This is a genomic window from Nonomuraea sp. NPDC049625, from assembly GCF_040675285.1.
Taxonomy (GTDB): domain Bacteria; phylum Actinomycetota; class Actinomycetes; order Streptosporangiales; family Streptosporangiaceae; genus Nonomuraea; species Nonomuraea angiospora_A.
This window is the reverse complement of the sequence record NZ_JBFAOQ010000002.1, coordinates 497,199-515,676: the sequence shown is the minus strand read 5'-3', so window position 1 is coordinate 515,676 and position 18,478 is coordinate 497,199. Positions and strand designations below refer to the sequence as shown.

Here is an 18,478-nt window from a genome sequence, read left to right as displayed (position 1 = left end):
GCGCAGCACCCTACCGTCCGCTCCTCACGGATACATGCCCGCCGTGAGCTCGCCGGGGCACTCGGTGCCCTCCTGCGGCAGCGTCCCGTTGACGAGGTAGTCGTGCACGTGCGTGCGCAGGCAGGTGGCGCGGAGCCTGCTGACCCCTTGGAGCAGGTACGCGTCGGGCCCGTCGCCGTGCGACAGCACGACCGCCCCGGGGATGTGCCCCACGGGCCGGGCACCGGTGTCCAGCCGGCCGATCCCGACCAGGACCGTGGGGCCGTGACGGGGGTCCGGCGCGTTCGGGGGCCAGCTCGGCGCGCCCTTGCGCGGCATGCCAAGGCATCGTGCGATCTCGTACCGGCCGCTCACCCATCCCACGCGCGGCGCCACCTCGCGCAGATGCGTCTCCATCGCGAGGAAGCGCTGGTAGGCGGGCACGGCGGGCATGAAGTCGTGGCACCACATGGCTCCCGACACGGTCGCGGGCGGCGCCGGCGCGCTCACGGCGTCCGGCTTGGCCGCCTCGGAGGCCTGCTTGGGTGCCTCGGCGTCCGGCTTGATCGCCTCGGAGGCCTGCTTGGCTGCCTCGGCGTCCGGCTTGGTGGCCTCGGACACCCGCTTGGTGGTCTCGGAGGCCAATGCCGCCAGCCTGGTCGCGTCGCCCTCCCTGGCCTCGGACATGGCCCGGGCCAGCTCCGGCCAGCGCCCGGGGGCCAGCCCGGCGTGGACGGCCGCCGCGAGGCGCCGGGAGTTCACCGTACGCCCGGGGCCCGCGTGCAGGGGCGTGCGGCGGGTCAGGGCGTCGTAGACCTCCACGGCGTCGGTGTCGGCGTTGTGGAGCGGGCACCCCAGGTGCCTGCGGCACCAGTCGCGGAAGGAGAACAGCTGCCGCTCGGCCGCCCGCGCCCGGTCGGTCAGCCGCTGCTCCAGGTCGGGCTCGGTGTGGTCGGGCCCGCCTTCGAGGTACATCCGCCCGGTCCGGTGCGGGAACAGCTCCATGTACGCCTGCCCGTACACGGCCCCGTAGGAGGAGCCGAAGTACCGCAGCCGGGGCTCCCCCAGCTCGGCGCGCAGGGCGTCGAGGTCGTGGGCGACCTGCCAGGACGTGAGCCCGCCGTAGGCGGGTCCGGCGGCGGCCCGGCAACTCCGGTCGTAGGCGGCGTTGTCGCGGGCGTAGGCGCGCCACCCGGCCCGTCCCGGGGCGAGGGCGAGGCGCAGCGGGTCGGGCTGCGCCACCGCGCACTGAACGGCGGCCGCGCTCCCCCGGTCGCCGAGCCCGCGCGGCTCGACCAGCACCACGTCGAACCACCTGGTCAGCTCGCTCACACCCTCCGGCCGGGCGCGCACGGCCTGGACGGTGGAGGCCGGGCCGGTGTTCACCACCAGGAAGCCGCGGCTGTGCTGCGGGTCCTGCGCGGGCATCCTCGCCAGGTCGATCTCGGTACGGGGGCCGTGCGGCCTGGCCCAGTCGACGGGCACGGACAGCTTGGCGCACTGCAACCCGTCGCCGCAGTCCTGCCACTGGGGAACGGCCGCGCCCTTCACCGCCGGCGAAGCGGCGGCCGCGGCCGCCAGCGCGGCCGCGGCAAGGATGATCACCCGCTGAACCATGCCCAATGCGTCGCCCCTGGGAATCGATCGTGGTGTCAACAGCGCAGGTCAGTCTGTCAGCGCCGATCGCCGCGGGCGGCGGGCTCGCCAACACCCAAGGTAAAATCTGCGACCCCTCGACACCTCGCCCGAAACCCCCACGCACACCCCCACCCCACGAGCCTCACCCATGACGCTGCCGGCCGACGGCACCGCATCGCACCACGCGCCTGCCCTCGGCACCGCACACCAACGGCGCGGCTGCGATGTCCCCGTGCGGGCCTCTGTGGCACGGTGCGAGCGGAGGGCCGCGGCCCCGGTGTCATCCACCGCCCTGGGTGCCGCGACGCGCACAGTGGCACTCACGGTGTCTCTCGCCCGGCGCCCAGATGCCCAGCGCCTCCCGCCCCGGCCCCCGGAGGCCGGGCGCACGGAAGGCGGGCGCACGCAAGGCAGGCGCACGCAAGGCAGGCGCACGGACAGGCGGGCCCACCGGACAACCAGGCCCACCGGACAACCAGGCCCACCGGACAGCCGGGGGCGTGGAAGGCGGGAATCCCCAACAGCGGAGGTCGTGGTGCCGGGGGTGCCCGATGCCGAGGGGCGGGCACTGGCACGGAGGCCGGCCCCAACCCTCCGGCGATGGGGGCAGGCGTGCGGAAGGCCCCGCACCGCGAACGGTACGGGGCCTTCCGGAGTTAACGCTGTGCCTCAGCCGGACCCGAAGGTCAGCTCTGGCCGCCCGCGAGCTTCTCGCGCAGAGCCGCGAGCGCCTCGTCAGAGGCGAGCGCGCCGCTGGCCGGAGCCGACGACGAGGAGGAGGAGCCGCCGGCCGGAGCCTGCGTCTCACCGCTGTAGGACGAGGGAGCGGCCTCGCCGGCCTCCGCCTCGGCCTTGCGGGCCTCCTCGATCTGCTTCCGGTGAGCCTCGAAACGCGTCTGGGCCTCGGCGTACTGCCGCTCCCACTCCTCACGCTGCTTGTCGAAGCCCTCGAGCCACTCCCCGGTCTCCGGGTCGAAGCCCTCGGGGTAGATGTAGTTGCCCTGGTCGTCGTACGTGGCCGCCATGCCGTACAGGGTCGGGTCGAACTCGACCTCGGTCCCGACGCCCTCGTTGGCCTGCTTCAGCGAGAGGCTGATGCGGCGACGGTCGAGGTCGATGTCGATGATCTTGACAAAGATCTCGTCGCCGACCTGGACGACCTGCTCCGGGATCTCCACGTGGCGCTCGGCCAGCTCGGAGATGTGGACCAGGCCCTCGATGCCCTCCTCGACCCGGACGAACGCGCCGAACGGCACCAGCTTGGTGACGCGGCCCGGCACGACCTGGCCGATCTGGTGGGTGCGGGCGAACTGCTGCCAAGGGTCTTCCTGGGTCGCCTTGAGCGACAGGGAGACGCGCTCGCGCTCCATGTCGACGTCGAGGACCTCGACCGTGACCTCCTGGCCGACCTCGACAACCTCGGAGGGGTGGTCGATGTGCTTCCAGGACAGCTCGGACACGTGGACCAGACCGTCGACCCCACCGAGGTCGACGAAGGCGCCGAAGTTGACGATCGAGGAGACGACGCCCTTGCGGACCTGACCCTTCTGGAGGGTGTTGAGGAACGTCTGGCGAACCTCGGACTGCGTCTGCTCGAGCCAGGCGCGGCGCGACAGAACCACGTTGTTGCGGTTCTTGTCGAGCTCGATGATCTTGGCTTCGAGCTCGCGGCCGACATACGGCTGCAGGTCGCGGACGCGGCGCATCTCCACGAGGGACGCCGGCAGGAAGCCACGCAGGCCGATGTCGAGGATGAGACCACCCTTGACGACCTCGATGACGGTGCCGGTGACGATGCCGTCCTCGTCCTTGATCTTCTCGATCGTGCCCCAGGCGCGCTCGTACTGCGCGCGCTTCTTGGACAGGATCAGGCGGCCCTCTTTGTCCTCCTTCTGGAGGACCAGGGCTTCGACGTGCTCTCCGACTTCCACGACGTCAGCTGGGTCGACATCGTGCTTGATGGAAAGCTCGCGCGAGGGGATGACACCCTCGGTCTTGTAGCCGATATCGAGAAGAACCTCGTCTCGATCGACCTTGACGACGGTGCCCTCGACGATGTCGCCGTCGTTGAAGTACTTGATGGTCTCGTCGATCGCCGCGAGGAAGGCTTCCTCGGACCCGATGTCGTTGACCGCTACCTGCGGGGTGCTCGAGGTGGCCTCAGTGCTGGACGTCATGTGTGGAATTGCTCCGAACGCGGACAGGATGTCGATGTGGCGGATGCGCGGCAGGCCCTCTTCCGCATCAAGCCGAGGAATTACGACATCGACGTGACCGAGCGCGAGCCCGCTCCGTCTGAGGCGCGCGCGAGCCCACAGCGCAGCGATCAGCATATGAGACCATCGCCACGGGGTCAATCCGGGGAGCAATCAATACGCGTTGACCTGCAGTCCGCGCTTGGCGTCGATTTTACCTCGCAGTTTCTCCGGTATGGAGATGCGGGCCGGGTCGCCGTCGGAGACATAGCGCTCGCCGGGGTGCTTGTTCAGCCATTCCAGCCAGTACTGCGAGCACCACTTGCGGCACTCGCCCTTCTTGCCGTTGCTCTGGATGCGCTGGATGGCTCCCCGGTCGAATTTTTTCGCGTAGGGCGAAAGCGACGGCTCCGCGCCGGCGAGGAACACGCCCGCGAAATCATACCGGGTGCCGTCCCAGGACCCGGTACGGGCGAGCTTCTTCGGCCGGGGCATCGACCCGAACGGCAGGGCCATCGTCCGCGACTCCGGCACGCCGAGCTTCTTGAGCAGGCGTTCGAGCCGGACGATCTGCTCGCGGACCTTCTTCTTGCGCATCACGCGCAGGTTGGGGTGGTTCCAGGTGTGGTTGGCCACCTCGTACCCGTGGTCGACCAGCCACTTGACGGCGACCGCCTGGGACTCCCGGTCGGTCAGCCCGAACGGCTCCCTGTTGATCCAGAAGGTGGCGACCGGCCGGAACCCCGGGTATTTCCCGGCCACCTCCTGGAGGACGGCCACGGCCGTGCCGGCCTTGGGGTTGCCGTTCGCGTCGAGCGCGAAGTGGCTCGGGTGCCCGTCGTCGAACGTCAGCACGACCGGGAACTTCCCCGCCGGCACCTTGATGTCGCCGGTGACGAAGTCTCTGGCGGTGATCGGCACGTAGCCCTGCTTGGCCAGCTTCTCCAGCTCTTTCCTGAGCTGGTCGGGCGTCCTGTCGATCGAGGCCAGCCGCTTGGGGAGGATCCGGTGGTACATCAGGACCGGCACCAGCCCGGCCTCGTTGGCGTGCACCTGCCGGGCGAACTCGGGTGTGGCCACGACCCCGGGCGGCTCGCCCACCGGCGCCTGGCTCGGCGGTGCGACGCTGCCCTGGACCTTGGCCACGTCCTTCGGCTTGGCGTGCGGGCGCTGCTCGGACGGTAAGAGGCTCAGGCCGACGACGGCCACCGTTACCACCACCACGTTGGCGATGCCGATGGTCCGCGTGAGGGACGCTGAAATCCGCACAGAGCTCCTGGCCGCCTAGTGAAATTTCCTCCAGGTTAGTCGAAAAAGATGATCAGTCAGTGCCCGGCGTCCTCCCACGTACGCCCGACGCCCACGGAGACCTCCAGCGGGACGCGCAGGTGGTAGGCGGCGTTCATCTGGTCGCGCACGAGCTGCTTGAGCTGCTCCAGCTCCCCTGGCGCGACCTCGAAGACCAGCTCGTCGTGGACCTGCAGCAGCATCCTGGAGGCCAGCTTCTCCTCGCGGACGGCCTGGTGGACGTTGAGCATGGCGACCTTGATGATGTCGGCGGCCGACCCCTGGATGGGGGCGTTGAGCGCCATCCGCTCGGCCATCTCGCGGCGCTGGCGGTTGTCGCTGGTGAGGTCGGGCAGGTAGCGGCGGCGACCCATGATCGTCTCGGTGTAGCCGTCGGTGCGCGCCTGCTGGACGATGGCCTGCAGGAAGTCGCGCACGCCGCCGAACTCGGTGAAGTATTCCTCCTTCAGCGCCCGCGCCTCGGCGACCGGGATGTTGAGCTGGCCGGACAGCCCGAAGTCGGACAGGCCGTAGGCCAGGCCGTAGTTCATGGCCTTGATGCGGGCCCGCAGCTCGCCGTCGATCTGCTCGGGCGGCAGGTTGAACACGCGCGCGGCGGTGGCCTGGTGGAAGTCGTGGCCCGACTCGAACGCCGCGATCAGCGACTCGTCGCCCGACAGGTGGGCCATGATGCGCAGCTCGATCTGGCTGTAGTCGGCCGTCAGCAGCGTCTCGTAGCCCTCGCCGACCACGAAGCCCTGCCGGATGCGGCGGCCCTCGGCGGTGCGGATCGGGATGTTCTGCAGGTTGGGCTTCTCGGAGGACAGGCGGCCGGTGGCGGCGATGATCTGGTTGAACGTGGTGTGGATGCGCCCGTCGTCGGAGATCTCCTTGATCAGGCCCTCGACGGTGGTGCGCAGCTTCTGCTGGTCGCGGTGGCGCAGCATGATCGTCGGCAGCTCGTGCTCGGTCTGCGTGGCCAGCCAGGCGAGCTGGTCGGCGTCGGTGCTGTAGCCGGTCTTGATCTTCTTCGTCTTGGGGAGGTTGAGCCGGACGAAGAGGATCTCCTGCAGCTGCTTGGGCGAGCCCAGGTTGAACTGCTCGCCGACGGAGCGGTGGGCCTCCTCCACGGCGTGCTTGACCGCGGCCCCGAACTCGGCCTCCAGGCCCGTGAAGTATTGGCCGTCGACGGCGATGCCCGCCCGCTCCAGCTCGGCCAGCACGGTCAGCAGGGGCAGCTCGACGTCGGCCAGGAGCTGGGTGCCGCCGCGCCCGGCCAGGAAGGTCTCCAGGGAGTCGGCCAGCTCGCGCACGGCGTGGGCGCGCAGCGCGAGGTCCTTGGCCGGGGCGTCCTCGTCGTCGCCGAACAGCGCGGCCTGCCCGTTGGACTCCTCCTCGGCCCGCAGGTCACGGTGGAGGTAGCGCCTGGCGAGGTCCTCGAGCGCGAACGTGCGCTGCCCCGGCATCGCCAGGTAGGCCGCCAGCGCGGTGTCGCAGCTCAGGCCGCGCAGGTCCAGGCCCTGCGCCCAGAGCGCCAGGATGGGCCCCTTGGCGTCGTGGACGGCCTTGGGGCGGCTCTCGTCGCCCAGCCAGGCCCGCAGGGCCGCCTCGTCGGCCTCGGTGAGCTTGACGGGGTCGATGTGGGCGGCGGTGCCGTCGGGCGAGGCGACGGCGATGGCGTCGATGCGGCCGGTGCCGCTGCCGTAGGCGCCCTTGAAGGCCAGCCCGGCCCGGCCCGCGGGCATCGCCGACAGCCAGCCGGCCACCCGGTCGGGGCCGAGCAGCACGGTCTCGACCTCGAAGCCCTGCTCGGGCTCCTGCTCGCCGCTGCCGAGCACCTTGAAGACGCGCTCGCGCAGCTCGCCGCGGATCTGCAGGGAGTCGAACAGCTTGTTGATCTCCTCGCGGTCCCACGCGCCCTGCGTCAGGTCGCCGAGGTCGACGTCGAGCGAGACGTCGCGCAGCAGCTCGGTGAGGCGCCGGTTCATCAGCACCTGGGCGACGTGCTCGCGCAGCTTGTCGCCGACCTTGCCCTTGACCTCGTCGACCCGGTCGACCAGCGCGGTCAGCGAGCCGAACTCGCGCACCCACTTGGCGGCGGTCTTCTCGCCCACGCTCGGGATGCTCAGGAGGTTGTCGCTGGGGTCGCCGCGCAGGGCGGCGAAGTCGGGGTACTGCTCCGGCGTCAGGCCGTACTTCTCGACCACGGCATCGGGGGTGAACCTGGTCATGTCGCTGATGCCGCGCCGGGTCATCAGGACGGTGACGTGCTCGTCGACCAGCTGCAGCGCGTCGCGGTCGCCGGTGACGATCAGCACGTCCATGCCCTCCGCGGCCGCGCGGGTGGCGAGCGTGGCGATGAGGTCGTCGGCCTCGAAGCCCGCCTTGGACAGGTGCGGGATGCGCAGGATGTCGAGCAGCTCGTAGATGAGCTGCATCTGACCGCGGAAATCCTCCGGCGTCTCGCTCCGGTTGGCCTTGTACTCGGAGTAGGCCTCGTGGCGGAACGTCGGCTCCGACCTGTCGAAGGCCACCGCCACGTGGGTCGGCTGCTCGTCGCGCAGGACGTTGGTCAGCATCGAGGTGAACCCGTAGACCGCCTCGGTGTGCTGACCATCGGTGGTCATCAGGTTGGCGTCCTTGAGCGCGTAAAAAGCGCGGTAGGCCAGGGAATGCCCGTCAAGCAGCAGGAGGCGCGGGCGGCTGGGGGTCACTTCACTCTTCGGCACACACGCAGCCTAGTCTGCGTCTGCGACAGAAAACCTGAGCTCGGAAGAGTGGAGACGTCCCTTTGACGCAGACCAACCCCTTGGACTTCTCGGTGCTCGGCGCCGTGCACGAAGGCACGCTGGCCGACCGCATGGGCATCGAGTTCCTCGAGGCCGGCCCCGAGCGGGTCGTGGGCCGCATGCCGGTCGCGGGCAACACCCAGCCCTACGGACTGCTGCACGGCGGGGCCTCGGCGGTGCTGGCCGAGACGCTGGGCTCGGTGGCGGCCGCCATCCACGCGGGCCCTGAGCGCATCGCCGTGGGCATCGAGATCAACGCCACCCACCACCGCTCGGCGACCGCCGGGCACGTCACGGGCGTGGCGACCAGGCTGCACGGCGGCCGGACGCTGGCGACGTACGGCATCGAGATCACCGACGAGCAGGGAAAACTCGTGTGCACCTCTCGTCTCACGTGCATGTTGCGCGACAGGTGAAACTCCTGTCCCTTTGCGCGCCGCGCCCGTAGCTCGATACGGTGGTCCGAACGCGAGCCCGCGGGGTGGCCCAGTAGAAAACGTGTGCGGCCGGGGAAGCCCTACACGGTCCCAAAGGCCGCCCGCGCGGGCTCGTCCACGTTTTACGGCGATCGTTACGGATTCGTTCGCCGAGCCGCCAGGCGTCTAGTGCGATTTAGCCCCTGACCTGGCTTGTTGTTTGCTCACATCAGCGACACACACATGTCACTAATTGGTGACGAACGATACTGAACCGGGCGTCACCAGAATAAGCTCCCGCCACAGCATCCCAGTTGTGCCTGCGATGCGCGCGTGTCGAGATGGAGGGGCACAACCCCGCCTTGACCTACTTGAGGGAGCACCATTGCGCAGAGCCGTGATCGCGTTCACGGCCTTCCTGGGTGGACTCGTCTTCCTGCTGGCCAGCCCCGCTCACGCGGGGCCCGCCGATTGCCAGGGACTGAGGGGAACACTCAAACTCCAAGGCCAGCCAGTGAACGGCGCCAAAATCGCCGTGACCACCGAGAGCGGACAACCCGTTAAGGAGGTCACGAGCAACGCACAAGGCACTTGGGACGTTCCGGTCGACAAGCCCGGTAAGTACAAGGTCACCTTGGATGTCAGCAGTCTTCCGCAGAACGCGGAGGTGCGCGGCGGCAACAATGTCCGCACGCCGACCGTCTTCGAGGGCAACTGCTCGACCGTCCTGTTCGCCCTCCAGGCCAAGGGCGCTCCCGGGCAGCAGCAGGAGAGCGGCGGCGAGAGCTCGTTCTGGACGACGGCCGCGCAGCTGACCTTCGAGGGCCTGAACCTCGGCCTGATCATCGCCCTGGCCGCGCTCGGTCTGTCGCTCATCTACGGCACGACCGGCCTGACCAACTTCGCCCACGGCGAGCTGGTCACGCTCGGCGCGATCCTCGCCTACGCGTTCAACGTGGGCTTCGGGCTGCATATCATCCCGGCCGCCATCATCGCGGTCGTGGTCGGCGGCTTCCTCGGCTACCTGCAGGACCGCCTGTTCTGGGGCCAGCTGCGCAGGCGCGGCACCGGCACCATCGCCATGATGATCATCTCGATCGGCGTGGCGCTGTTCCTGCGGTACGTGTTCCTGATCTTCTTCGGCGGTCAGAACGAGGCCTTCGCCCAGTACACGGCCCAGCCCGGCATCCAGGTCGGCCCCATCACGGCCGCGCCCAAGAACTTCGTCGCCATGGGCATCGAGCTCGCGGTCCTGATCATCGTCGGCCTGGCCCTGATGCGGACCCGCACCGGCAAGGCGGCCCGCGCCGTGGCCGACAACCCCGCGCTCGCGGCCTCGTCCGGCATCAACGTCGACCGGGTCATCCGGATCATCTGGACCACGGGCGGCGCCATCGCCGCGCTGGCGGGCATCATGCTCGGCCTGTCGCAGAGCCTCAAATACACGATGGGCCAGGACATCCTGCTGCTCATCTTCGCCGGCGTGACGCTCGGCGGGCTCGGCACCGCGTTCGGCGCGCTGGTCGGCTCCTTGGTGGTGGGCCTGTTCATCCAGGTCTCCACCCTGTGGGTGCCGCCGGAGCTCAAGAGCGTCGGCGCGCTGGCCGTACTCATCATCGTGCTCCTCGTCCGGCCGCAGGGCATCCTGGGCCGCCGCGAGCGGATCGGCTGATCGGGGGAGGATCAGAATGGACTGGATCACGATCATCAGCACCACCCTCAAGTCCGCCATCGGCGTGGACACGGTGCTGTACGCCCTCGCGGCCATCGGCATCAACATCCACTTCGGTTACACGGGCCTGCTCAACTTCGGCCAGGCCGCGTTCATGGGCGTGGCCGGCTACGGCCTGGCGGTCACCGTCACCGTCATGGGCCTGCCGTTCTGGATCGGCATCATCGTCGGCCTCGCCGCCGCCGTGCTGCTGGCGATCCTCATGGGCATCCCGACGCTGCAGCTGCGCGCCGACTACCTGGCCATCGTCACCATCGCGGCGGCCGAGATCATCAGGCTCATCTTCCGCTCGGTGGCCTTCAAGTCGGTCTTCGGCGGCTCCGACGGCCAGCGCGGCTTCTCCGACGGCTTCTACGCCCTCAACCCGTTCCCCGAGGGGGACTACGGCTTCAACCTCGGCCCGGTGCCGATCTTCTTCAACAACCGGGTCCTGTGGGTGCTGGTCGTCGGCTGGGCGCTGATCGCCATCTGCTGCGGCATCGTCTACCTGCTCATGAAGAGCCCGTGGGGCCGCGTGCTCAAGGCCATCCGCGAGGACGAGGACGCCGTGCGCAGCCTCGGCAAGAGCGTCTTCTCGTACAAGATGCAGTCGCTCATCCTGGGCGGCGTCATCGGCTCGCTCGGCGGCTTCATCTACGGCCTGGCCTTCGCCTCCGTGCAGCCGGACGTCTTCGGCACCGAGACGACCTTCTACGTCTACACCATGGTCATCCTCGGCGGCGCGGCCCGCGTGCTCGGCCCGGTCGTCGGCTCGATGATCTTCTGGGTGCTGCTGGTCTTCATCTACGGTGTGCTCACCGAGGCGGTCGGCGCCGGGTACATCACCTTCATGGACACCAACCAGGTGGGCGCTTTCCGCTACATCATCGTGGGTCTTGGCCTCATCCTGTTGCTCGTCTTCCGGCCACAGGGCGTCTTCGGTGACAAGAGGGAGATAGCAATCGATGCACGCTGAAACCCACACCCAGGCAGGCGCCACCGAGCGCAAGGCGGCCGCCCTGGCGGCGTTCAAGGACCTGGCGCGCGATCCCGGCGTGCCCAAGCCCGACCCCATCCTCGTGGTGGACAACGTCGTGCGCCGCTTCGGCGGCCTGACCGCGGTCGAGGTCGGCCACGTCGAGATCCAGCGCGGTTCCATCACCGCGCTGATCGGTCCCAACGGCGCCGGCAAGACCACGTTCTTCAACCAGCTCACCGGGTTCGACACGGCCGACTCCGGCTCGTGGACGTTCAACGGGAAGTCCATGAACGGCGTGCCCGCGCACAAGGTGGCCCGCGCCGGCATGGTGCGCACGTTCCAGCTCACCAAGGCGCTGTCCCGGCTGACGGTCATGGAGAACATGCGCCTGGGCGCCCAGCAGCAGAAGGGCGAGAGCTTCTTCCGCGCGCTCATCCCGAGCCTGTGGCGCGGCCAGGAGGACGAGATCACGGTACGGGCCGAGGAGCTGCTGGAGCGGTTCAAGCTCGCCGCCAAGCGCGACGACTTCGCCGGATCCCTGTCGGGCGGCCAGCGCAAGCTGCTGGAGATGGCCCGCGCGCTCATGGTCCAGCCCGAGCTGGTCATGCTCGACGAGCCCATGGCCGGGGTCAACCCGGCGCTGACGCAGTCGCTGCTCGGCCACGTCAAGGACCTGCGCGAGCAGGGCATGACGGTGCTGTTCGTGGAGCACGACATGGACATGGTCCGCGACATCAGCGACTGGGTGATCGTCATGGCGCAGGGCGCGGTCATCGCCGAGGGCCCGCCCTCGACGATCATGTCCGACGAGCGCGTGATCGACGCCTACCTGGGCGCCCATCACGACGCGCCGCTCTCGGAGACCGAGCTGGAGGCCCAGCTTCACGAGGCCGAGGCGGCGCTGGAGGCCGAGATCGAAGAGGAGACGCAGAAGTGACCGTCCCTGAGCCGGCCCAGTCGAAGGCGGCCGTCACCGACCGCGGCGACCACCTGGCAGGCGCCGAGGACGCCGTGCTGAGGTGCGACGAGCTGATCGCCGGCTACCTGCCGGGCGTCAACATCCTCAACGGCTCCGACCTCTACGTCAAAGAGGGCGAGCTGATCGGCATCATCGGCCCCAACGGCGCCGGCAAGTCGACCCTGCTCAAGGCCATGTTCGGGCTGGTCACCATCCGCAGCGGCACCGTGCTGCTCAAGGGTGAGGACATCACGAACATGAAGGCGCACTCGCTGGTCGCCCGCGGCGTCGGCTACGTGCCGCAGACCAACAACGTCTTCCCCAGCCTCACCATCGAGGAGAACCTCGAGATGGGCGCCTTCCAGGTGCCGGGGAAGTTCAAGGAGCGCTTCGAGTTCGTGGCCGAGCTGTTCCCCGCGCTCAAGGAGCGGCGCAAGCAGCGCGCCGGCTCCCTGTCCGGCGGTGAGCGGCAGATGGTCGCGATGGCCAGGGCCCTCATGACCGAGCCGTCCGTGCTCCTGCTCGACGAGCCGTCCGCGGGCCTGTCGCCGAAGCTGCAGGACCTGGTGTTCATCCAGGCCCAGCAGATCAACAAGGCGGGCGTGACGGTGATCATGGTGGAGCAGAACGCGCGGCGCTGCCTGCAGATCTGCCACCGCGGCTACGTCCTCGACCAGGGCCGCAACGCCTACACCGGCACCGGGCGGCAGCTCGCCAACGACCCCAAGGTCATCGAGCTGTACCTCGGCACGCTGGCCAAGGCGTAAGACGATCGCGAACGGCGAAGGGGCTCCCATGGGCCCCTTCGCCGTTCTTTAATGTGCGTTGTGAAACGTTTAGCGACAGTCGCGCTCATGCTTCCCGTCCTGCTCGTCGGATGCCAGGGCAACGCCTCGTCCGCGTCCAAATACAGCACCGGCGGCGATCCCACCGACAGCCCCTGCGCCCGCGTGGTCTCGGCCATCGGGTACGCCAACCTCATGCTGGAACCGAAGGGTCAGGAGGACCGGCAATATTTCGAGGACGCCGTGATCGGCCGCCTGGCGGAGCTGCGCGGGATCACGCTGGAGTTCGGCGACCGGCTGCCCGACTCGCTGAAGGGCGCCGTACAGACGATCAAGGCCACGACCGCCGGGCTGTCCAGGAACGACGTGCCCCGGGAGCGGCAGGTGGCGCTGCTCAAGCAGTACCGCGTGGCCGCCGACCAGATCGTGGCGGGCTGCAAGTAGCGACGAGAAGGGCCCGGCCATGGCGGCCGGGCCCTTCCGTGTGAGGCGGCGGTACTAGCCGGCGATGTTGCCGGTGCGGTACTCGAGTGCCTTGGTGGCGTACTTGTTGTTGGCGCCGTACTGGTAGATGCCGATGGTGGCCACGGACGGGTCACCGGCCTCGTTGAACTCGACCGGGCCGCTGACGCCCTCGTAGTCGATGTCCTTGCCGGCCTTCAGCAGGTCCACGCACTCCTTGAAGCTCTTGCACTTCTCGCCGCCCTTGCTCACCTCGGCGAGCTTGGCCGCGATGTCCGTGCCGGCGTCGCTCTTGGCGGCCTCGGCGGCCAGCGCGATCAGGTTGGCGGCGTCGTAGGACTCGGGGGCGTAGCTGAAGTCCTGGAGCTTGGGGTTGATGGCCAGGAGCTTCTTCTCGAACTCCTCGGGGGCCGCGGCACCCGGGATCGTGCCCTTGACGCCGTCGAGCGTGCCCTTGGGCATCTTCACGTAGTTCGTGTTGGACGTGTTGCCGTCCACCATGTACCACTTGTGCTTGCTGGCGGGCAGGCCCTGCTTGACCAGCTCGGCCACGACCTTCGCCGTCTCCTCGAACCCGATCAGCACGATGCCCTTGGGGTTCTTGGCCTTGATCTTGGCCACGTCGGCGGAGAAGTCGGCCGCCTTCGGGTCGTAGTCGACGCGCTCGACGACCTCGCCACCGCCGTCGGTGACGGTCTTCTGGACCTGGTCGGCCAGACCCGTGCCGTAGGAGTCCTGCATGGCCAGGATGCCCACCGTGTCGTTGCCGTCGGCCACCACGAGGTCACCCAGCACGCGCCCCTGCAGCTTGTCGGGCGGCGAGGTACGGAAGTACAGGCCCTTGTCGTTGATCGTGGTGAACTTGTCGGAGGTGTTGGCCGGCGAGAAGTGCACCACGCCCGCACCCGTGATCTTGTCGATCACCGACTCCGACACCGACGACGACGCGGCGCCGATGATGGCGTCGGCCTTCTGCGCCAGCAGCTTGTCCACCGACTGCGAGGCGATGTTGGTGGTGGTGTCACCCGAGTCGGTGTCGTACTTGGTGATCGGCTTGCCGAGCACGCCACCGGCCTCGTTGATCTCCTTGACGGCGGCGTCGACTCCCGCGATCTCGGGCGGGCCGAGGAAGGCCAGCGAACCGGTCTGGGGCAGCAGGGTGCCGATGGTGAGAGTGCCATCGCCCTTCGCCGCGGCGGGCGCCGACGACGACGGCGCGGCGGCAGACTCTGACGTCTGCGTGGCGGTGTTGCCGCCGCCACCGCCGCAGGCTGTCAGGGCGAGGCTGGTGGCAGCCACGACAGCCAGCGCCCGCCCCACGGGAGCAATGCGGATCATGAAGTGTCTCCTTCATTTCCAGGCCGGGATCGGTCAGCACCGCCGAGCGTTCCCGAACGAATGCAGGAAACGTATAAAACTGCTGCGTGCTCCAACCAGATGCACTGGGGAACTGTCGGCACTTGGATGCGGAGTCGTAATCAGTCCTCAACTTACGGACCTGGGCAAGCACGCTTAATCTGCATCGAGTGAAGCGCTTTACGGTTCCCCTCGCCATGGTGCTCCTCCTCGCCGGTTGCGCCGCCTCCGAACGGCCTTCGCCGCCGCCCGCGACTCCCCCGGCGGGCGTATCGGTCTCACTGGCGCAATGGCGTTCGGACGAGCCCGTGCACGCGCTGGAGGTGGCCGTCCGCAATACCACGGACACACCGGTCTATTTCGCCGACGTCCAGCTGGTCACGCCGTCATTCAAAACCCTGCCGGCGCAACGGACCGACGCCACCCTCAAGAAGACCGAGCGGACGGACCTGCGCATCACGTACGGGCCCGCCAACTGCCTCCCCCAGGGGCTGCCCGAGGTCCAGCCGGCCACGGTCGTGGCGCACGTCAGCACCGGCTCCGAGCAGCCGCGCAAGGTGGTCTTCAACGTCCCCCACCCCGACCCGCTGCTGGCCAGGCTGCTGCGCGACGAGTGCTCGGAGTTCCTGATCAAGGAGGCGGCGGACATCGAGTTCGGCCCCGAGTGGAAGGACGCCGACAAGGCCATGCGGGGCAACCTGGTGATCAACCGGCGCGGGAACGGCGCCGTCACCGTCAACGACATGGGCGGGACCACCCACTTCATCGTCACGCCCGAGCACCGGCCCCTGGGCGTGCTGGCCGCCGGTCGGCAGCGGCTGGAGGTGCCGATCGCGCTCACCCCCGGCCGCTGCGACCCCCACGCGTTCGCCGAGGCCAAGAAGGCCTTCCTGTTCCCCGTGCGGGCCAGCATCGACGGGGGTCAGGAGCGCGTGGTCATCGTGGTGCCGCCCAAGCCGCTGCAGGACCGCCTCATCCCCTGGGCGATGAAGACGTGCGGGTTGGGCGGCTGAGGGTCAGCCCTCGATCTTGCCGGTGCGGTACTCCAGCGCCTTGCCGGGGTACTTGTTGTCGTCGCCGTACTGGTAGACGCCGATCGTGGCCACTGCCGGGTCACCGGCGTCGTTGAACTCGACCGGGCCGCTGAGGCCGTCGTAGTCGATGTCCTTGCCGGCCTTGAGCAGGTCGACGCACTCCTTGAAGCTCTTGCACTTCTCGCCGCCCTTGCTCACCTCGGGCAGCTTGGCGGCGATGGACGCGCCGGAGTCGTCCTTGGCCGCCTCGGCGGCGAGGGCGATCAGGTTCGCCGCGTCGTACGACTCGGCCGCGTACGTGAAGTCGCTCAGCTTGGGGCTGAGCTCGACGAGCTTCTTCCTGAACTCCTCGGGCGCCTCGGCGCCCGGGATGGTGCCCTTGACGCCCTTGAGCGTGCCCTTGGGCATCTTCTGGTAGTTGGTGTTCGACATGTTGCCGTCCACCATGTACCACTTGTACTTGTCCGTCGTCAGGCCCTGCTTGACCAGCTCGGCCACGACCTTGGCGCCCTCCTCGAAGCCGATCAGCACGATCGCCTTCGGGTTCTTCGCCTTGATCTTGGCCACGTCGGCGGAGAAGTCGGCCGCCTTCGGGTCGTAGTCGACCCGCTCCACGACGCTGGCGCCGGCCTCCTCGGCGGTCTTGGTGACCTGGTCGGCCAGGCCGGAGCCGTAGGAGTCCTGCATGGCCAGGATGCCGATGGTGTCGTTGCCGTCGGCGGCGATCAGGTCGCCGAGCACGCGGCCCTGGAGCTTGTCCGGCGGCGCCGTACGGAAGTACAGGCCCTTGTCGCTGATCGTGGTGAACTTGTCGGAGGTGTTGGCCGGCGAGAACTGCACCACGCCCGCACCCGTGATCTTGTCGATGATCGACTCCGACACCGACGACGACGCGGCGCCGATGATGGCGTCGGCCTTCTGGGCCAGCAGCTTGTCCACCGACTGCGAGGCGATGTTCGTGCTCGTGTCACCCGAGTCCGTGTGGACCTTGGTGATCGGCTTGCCGAGCACGCCGCCGGCCTCGTTGATCTCCTTGACGGCCTGGTCCACGCCGGCGAACTCGGGCGGGCCGAGGAACGCGAGCGAGCCCGTCTGCGGCAGCACGGTGCCGAGGGTCAGCGTGCCGTCGCCCTTCGCCGCGGGCGCCGAGGAGGCCGCCGTGGACGGGGCCGCCGACTCGGACTGCTTCGCGGCCGTGTCGCCGCCGCCACCGCCACAGGCCGTCAGAGCCAGGCTCGCCGCAGCCGCGACGGCCAGCACGCGCCCCGTTGGAGCAATGCGCATCATAAAAGAGACTCCCCCTATCTCAACGAAGGAACGATCACCTTCGCTGGGTTTTCCGAGCTCAGCATGCCTGTTCGAACAGGTGATGGGGAGTTCTTACGCGGCTTTTATGCGGATTCGTAATGTCACAAACACTGATAGTAATGATGTGTTTCGTGTGAGTTACGGTCCTGTCAGACACGACACACCCCAGATCCGGAAATTTCCGGATCTGGGGTGCAAGGGGCGCTCCTCAGCCCGCGATGTTGCCCTGGCGATATTCGACCGCCTTCGCCGCGTCGAACTTGTTGTCCGCCCCGTACTGGTAGACCCCGATCGTCGCCACCGACGGGTCGCCCACCTCGTTGAAGTCGACCGGTCCGCTGACACCCTCGTAGTCGATGTCCTTACCGGCCTTCAGCAGGTCCACGCACTCCTTGAAACCGGTGCACTTCTCGCCGGACTTGCTCACGGCCACCAGGTTCGCCGCGATGGCCGCCCCCGAGTCGTCCTTGGCCACCTCGGCCGCCAGCGCGATCAGCGTCACCGCGTCGTACGACTCCGCCGCGTACGTGAACTCGGTCAGCTTGGGATTGACCGCCAGCAGCTTCTTCTGGAACGCCTCGGGCGCCGCCGCGCCGGGCAGCGTGCCCTTGACGTCCTTGAGCGTGCCCTTCGGAGCCCTGACGAAGTTGGTGTTCGACATGTTGCCGTCCACCATGTACCACTTGTGCTTGTCCGCCGTCAGGCCCTGCTTGACCAGCTCCGCCACGACCTTCGCCGTCTCCTCGAACCCGATCAGCACGATGCCCTTCGGATTCTTCGCCTTGATCCTGGCCACGTCCGCGGAGAAGTCGGCCGCCTTCGGGTCGTAGTCCACCCGCTCCACGACCTCGCCACCGCCGTCGGTGATGGTCTTCTGCACCTGATCCGCCAGACCCGTGCCGTACGAGTCCTGCATGGCCAGAATGCCCACCGTGTCGTTGCCGTCCCCCACCACCAGGTCACCCAGCACCCGGCCCTGCAGCTTGTCCGGCGGCGCCGTACGGAAATAGAGCCCACGGTCGTTGATCGTGGTGAACTTGTCCGACGTGTTCGCCGGCGAGAACTGCACGACCCCCGCACGGGTGATCTTGTCGATGATCGACTCCGACACCGACGACGAAGCCGCACCCACGATCGCGTCCACCTTCTGCGTCAGCAGCTTGTCGGCCGACTGCGAGGCGATGTTCGTGGTGGTGTCACCCGAGTCCGTGTCGTACTTGGTGACCGGCTTGCCGAGCACCCCGCCCGCCTCGTTCACCTCCTTGAGCGCCAGGTTCGCACCCGTGAACATGGGCGGGCCCAGATACGCGAGCGAACCCGTCTGCGGCAGCACCGTGCCGATCGTCAGCGTGCCGTCCCCCTTCTTCGCGGCCCCGGCCGAGGAGGACGAAGCCGAGGCGGACCCGGCGGGGGCGGCGGTCGTGCCTCCGCCCGAACACGCGGCCAGCACCAGACACGCCGCCGCGACGGCGACCGGCAAGCGGGCGGCGGCGAGCGCGGGTACGCGGATCGCTGTGGCGGCGACCGGCGCGCGGGAAATACGGATCATCGAAAGCGTCTCCGTTCGAGATGAGCGGACCT

General features: G+C 68.6%; 14 protein-coding genes. 7 read left to right on the top strand and 7 right to left on the bottom strand.

Annotated elements, in window-relative coordinates; translation table 11 throughout:
• Positions 1 to 24 precede the first annotated feature (24 nt).
• From AB0J87_RS09745 to polA, 4 genes are all read right to left on the bottom strand, one after another.
• Positions 25 to 1,584, bottom strand: a complete 1,560-nt coding sequence (locus AB0J87_RS09745; RefSeq protein WP_363963828.1) for a hypothetical protein — start codon at positions 1,582 to 1,584, stop codon at positions 25 to 27.
• Positions 1,585 to 2,303: 719 nt separating this feature from the next.
• A complete protein-coding gene (gene rpsA, locus AB0J87_RS09740) occupies positions 2,304 to 3,794 on the bottom strand; it encodes a 30S ribosomal protein S1 (protein WP_363963826.1) in 1,491 nt (496 codons plus the stop codon).
• Positions 3,795 to 3,986: 192 nt separating this feature from the next.
• Complete coding sequence (locus tag AB0J87_RS09735; protein WP_363963824.1) at positions 3,987 to 5,081, bottom strand: polysaccharide deacetylase family protein; 1,095 nt, start codon at positions 5,079 to 5,081, stop codon at positions 3,987 to 3,989.
• 56 nt (positions 5,082 to 5,137) lie between these two features.
• The gene (polA, locus tag AB0J87_RS09730; RefSeq protein ID WP_363963822.1) at positions 5,138 to 7,828 is read right to left on the bottom strand and encodes a DNA polymerase I; all 2,691 of its coding nucleotides are present in this window, start codon (positions 7,826 to 7,828) and stop codon (positions 5,138 to 5,140) included.
• 131 nt (positions 7,829 to 7,959) lie between these two features.
• Between polA and AB0J87_RS09725 the strand changes: the two genes are divergently transcribed.
• The 6 genes from AB0J87_RS09725 (at position 7,960) to AB0J87_RS09700 (ending at position 13,181) form a co-directional block, all read left to right on the top strand.
• A complete protein-coding gene (locus AB0J87_RS09725) occupies positions 7,960 to 8,304 on the top strand; it encodes a hotdog fold thioesterase (protein WP_192794325.1) in 345 nt (114 codons plus the stop codon).
• A 634-nt stretch (positions 8,305 to 8,938) separates the two neighbouring features.
• The gene (locus AB0J87_RS09720) at positions 8,939 to 9,976 is read left to right on the top strand and encodes a branched-chain amino acid ABC transporter permease (protein ID WP_363963820.1); all 1,038 of its coding nucleotides are present in this window, start codon (positions 8,939 to 8,941) and stop codon (positions 9,974 to 9,976) included.
• 16 nt (positions 9,977 to 9,992) lie between these two features.
• The gene (locus tag AB0J87_RS09715) at positions 9,993 to 10,991 is read left to right on the top strand and encodes a branched-chain amino acid ABC transporter permease (protein ID WP_363963818.1); all 999 of its coding nucleotides are present in this window, start codon (positions 9,993 to 9,995) and stop codon (positions 10,989 to 10,991) included.
• A complete protein-coding gene (locus AB0J87_RS09710) occupies positions 10,981 to 11,931 on the top strand; it encodes an ABC transporter ATP-binding protein (RefSeq protein WP_363963816.1) in 951 nt (316 codons plus the stop codon). Before AB0J87_RS09715 ends, AB0J87_RS09710 begins: the two co-directional genes overlap by 11 nt.
• A 53-nt stretch (positions 11,932 to 11,984) precedes the next feature.
• The gene (locus AB0J87_RS09705; protein WP_350726902.1) at positions 11,985 to 12,719 is read left to right on the top strand and encodes an ABC transporter ATP-binding protein; all 735 of its coding nucleotides are present in this window, start codon (positions 11,985 to 11,987) and stop codon (positions 12,717 to 12,719) included.
• A gap of 87 nt (positions 12,720 to 12,806) precedes the next feature.
• On the top strand, positions 12,807 to 13,181 hold the full coding sequence (locus tag AB0J87_RS09700) for a hypothetical protein (RefSeq protein ID WP_363963814.1): 375 nt from the start codon (positions 12,807 to 12,809) through the stop codon (positions 13,179 to 13,181).
• 54 nt (positions 13,182 to 13,235) lie between these two features.
• On the opposite strand, the gene AB0J87_RS09695 is transcribed toward AB0J87_RS09700, so the two are convergent.
• Positions 13,236 to 14,537: an ABC transporter substrate-binding protein gene (locus tag AB0J87_RS09695; protein WP_363963812.1), complete on the bottom strand. Its 1,302-nt coding sequence runs from the start codon at positions 14,535 to 14,537 to the stop codon at positions 13,236 to 13,238.
• Positions 14,538 to 14,725: 188 nt separating this feature from the next.
• On the opposite strand from AB0J87_RS09695, the gene AB0J87_RS09690 reads away from it, so the two are divergent.
• Positions 14,726 to 15,568: a hypothetical protein gene (locus AB0J87_RS09690; RefSeq protein ID WP_363963810.1), complete on the top strand. Its 843-nt coding sequence runs from the start codon at positions 14,726 to 14,728 to the stop codon at positions 15,566 to 15,568.
• Between the two features lie 3 nt (positions 15,569 to 15,571).
• On the opposite strand, the gene AB0J87_RS09685 is transcribed toward AB0J87_RS09690, so the two are convergent.
• Positions 15,572 to 16,876 (bottom strand): ABC transporter substrate-binding protein, encoded by a 1,305-nt coding sequence (locus AB0J87_RS09685; RefSeq protein ID WP_363963808.1) that lies wholly within the window; start codon positions 16,874 to 16,876, stop codon positions 15,572 to 15,574.
• A 229-nt stretch (positions 16,877 to 17,105) separates the two neighbouring features.
• Positions 17,106 to 18,446, bottom strand: a complete 1,341-nt coding sequence (locus AB0J87_RS09680) for an ABC transporter substrate-binding protein (protein WP_363963806.1) — start codon at positions 18,444 to 18,446, stop codon at positions 17,106 to 17,108.
• Positions 18,447 to 18,478: the final 32 nt, after the last annotated feature.

Excerpts from the sequence above, each read along its gene's own strand:
- rpsA (WP_363963826.1), bottom strand. The coding sequence starts at position 3,794 with ATGACGTCCAGCACTGAGGCCACCTCGAGCACCCCGCAGGTAGCGGTC.
- AB0J87_RS09725 (WP_192794325.1), top strand. The coding sequence starts at position 7,960 with ATGGGCATCGAGTTCCTCGAGGCCGGCCCCGAGCGGGTCGTGGGCCGC.
- AB0J87_RS09715 (WP_363963818.1), top strand. The coding sequence starts at position 9,993 with ATGGACTGGATCACGATCATCAGCACCACCCTCAAGTCCGCCATCGGC.
- AB0J87_RS09710 (WP_363963816.1), top strand. The coding sequence starts at position 10,981 with ATGCACGCTGAAACCCACACCCAGGCAGGCGCCACCGAGCGCAAGGCG.
- AB0J87_RS09700 (WP_363963814.1), top strand. The coding sequence starts at position 12,807 with ATGCTTCCCGTCCTGCTCGTCGGATGCCAGGGCAACGCCTCGTCCGCG.
- AB0J87_RS09695 (WP_363963812.1), bottom strand. The coding sequence starts at position 14,537 with ATGATCCGCATTGCTCCCGTGGGGCGGGCGCTGGCTGTCGTGGCTGCC.
- AB0J87_RS09685 (WP_363963808.1), bottom strand. The coding sequence starts at position 16,876 with ATGATGCGCATTGCTCCAACGGGGCGCGTGCTGGCCGTCGCGGCTGCG.
- AB0J87_RS09680 (WP_363963806.1), bottom strand. The coding sequence starts at position 18,446 with ATGATCCGTATTTCCCGCGCGCCGGTCGCCGCCACAGCGATCCGCGTA.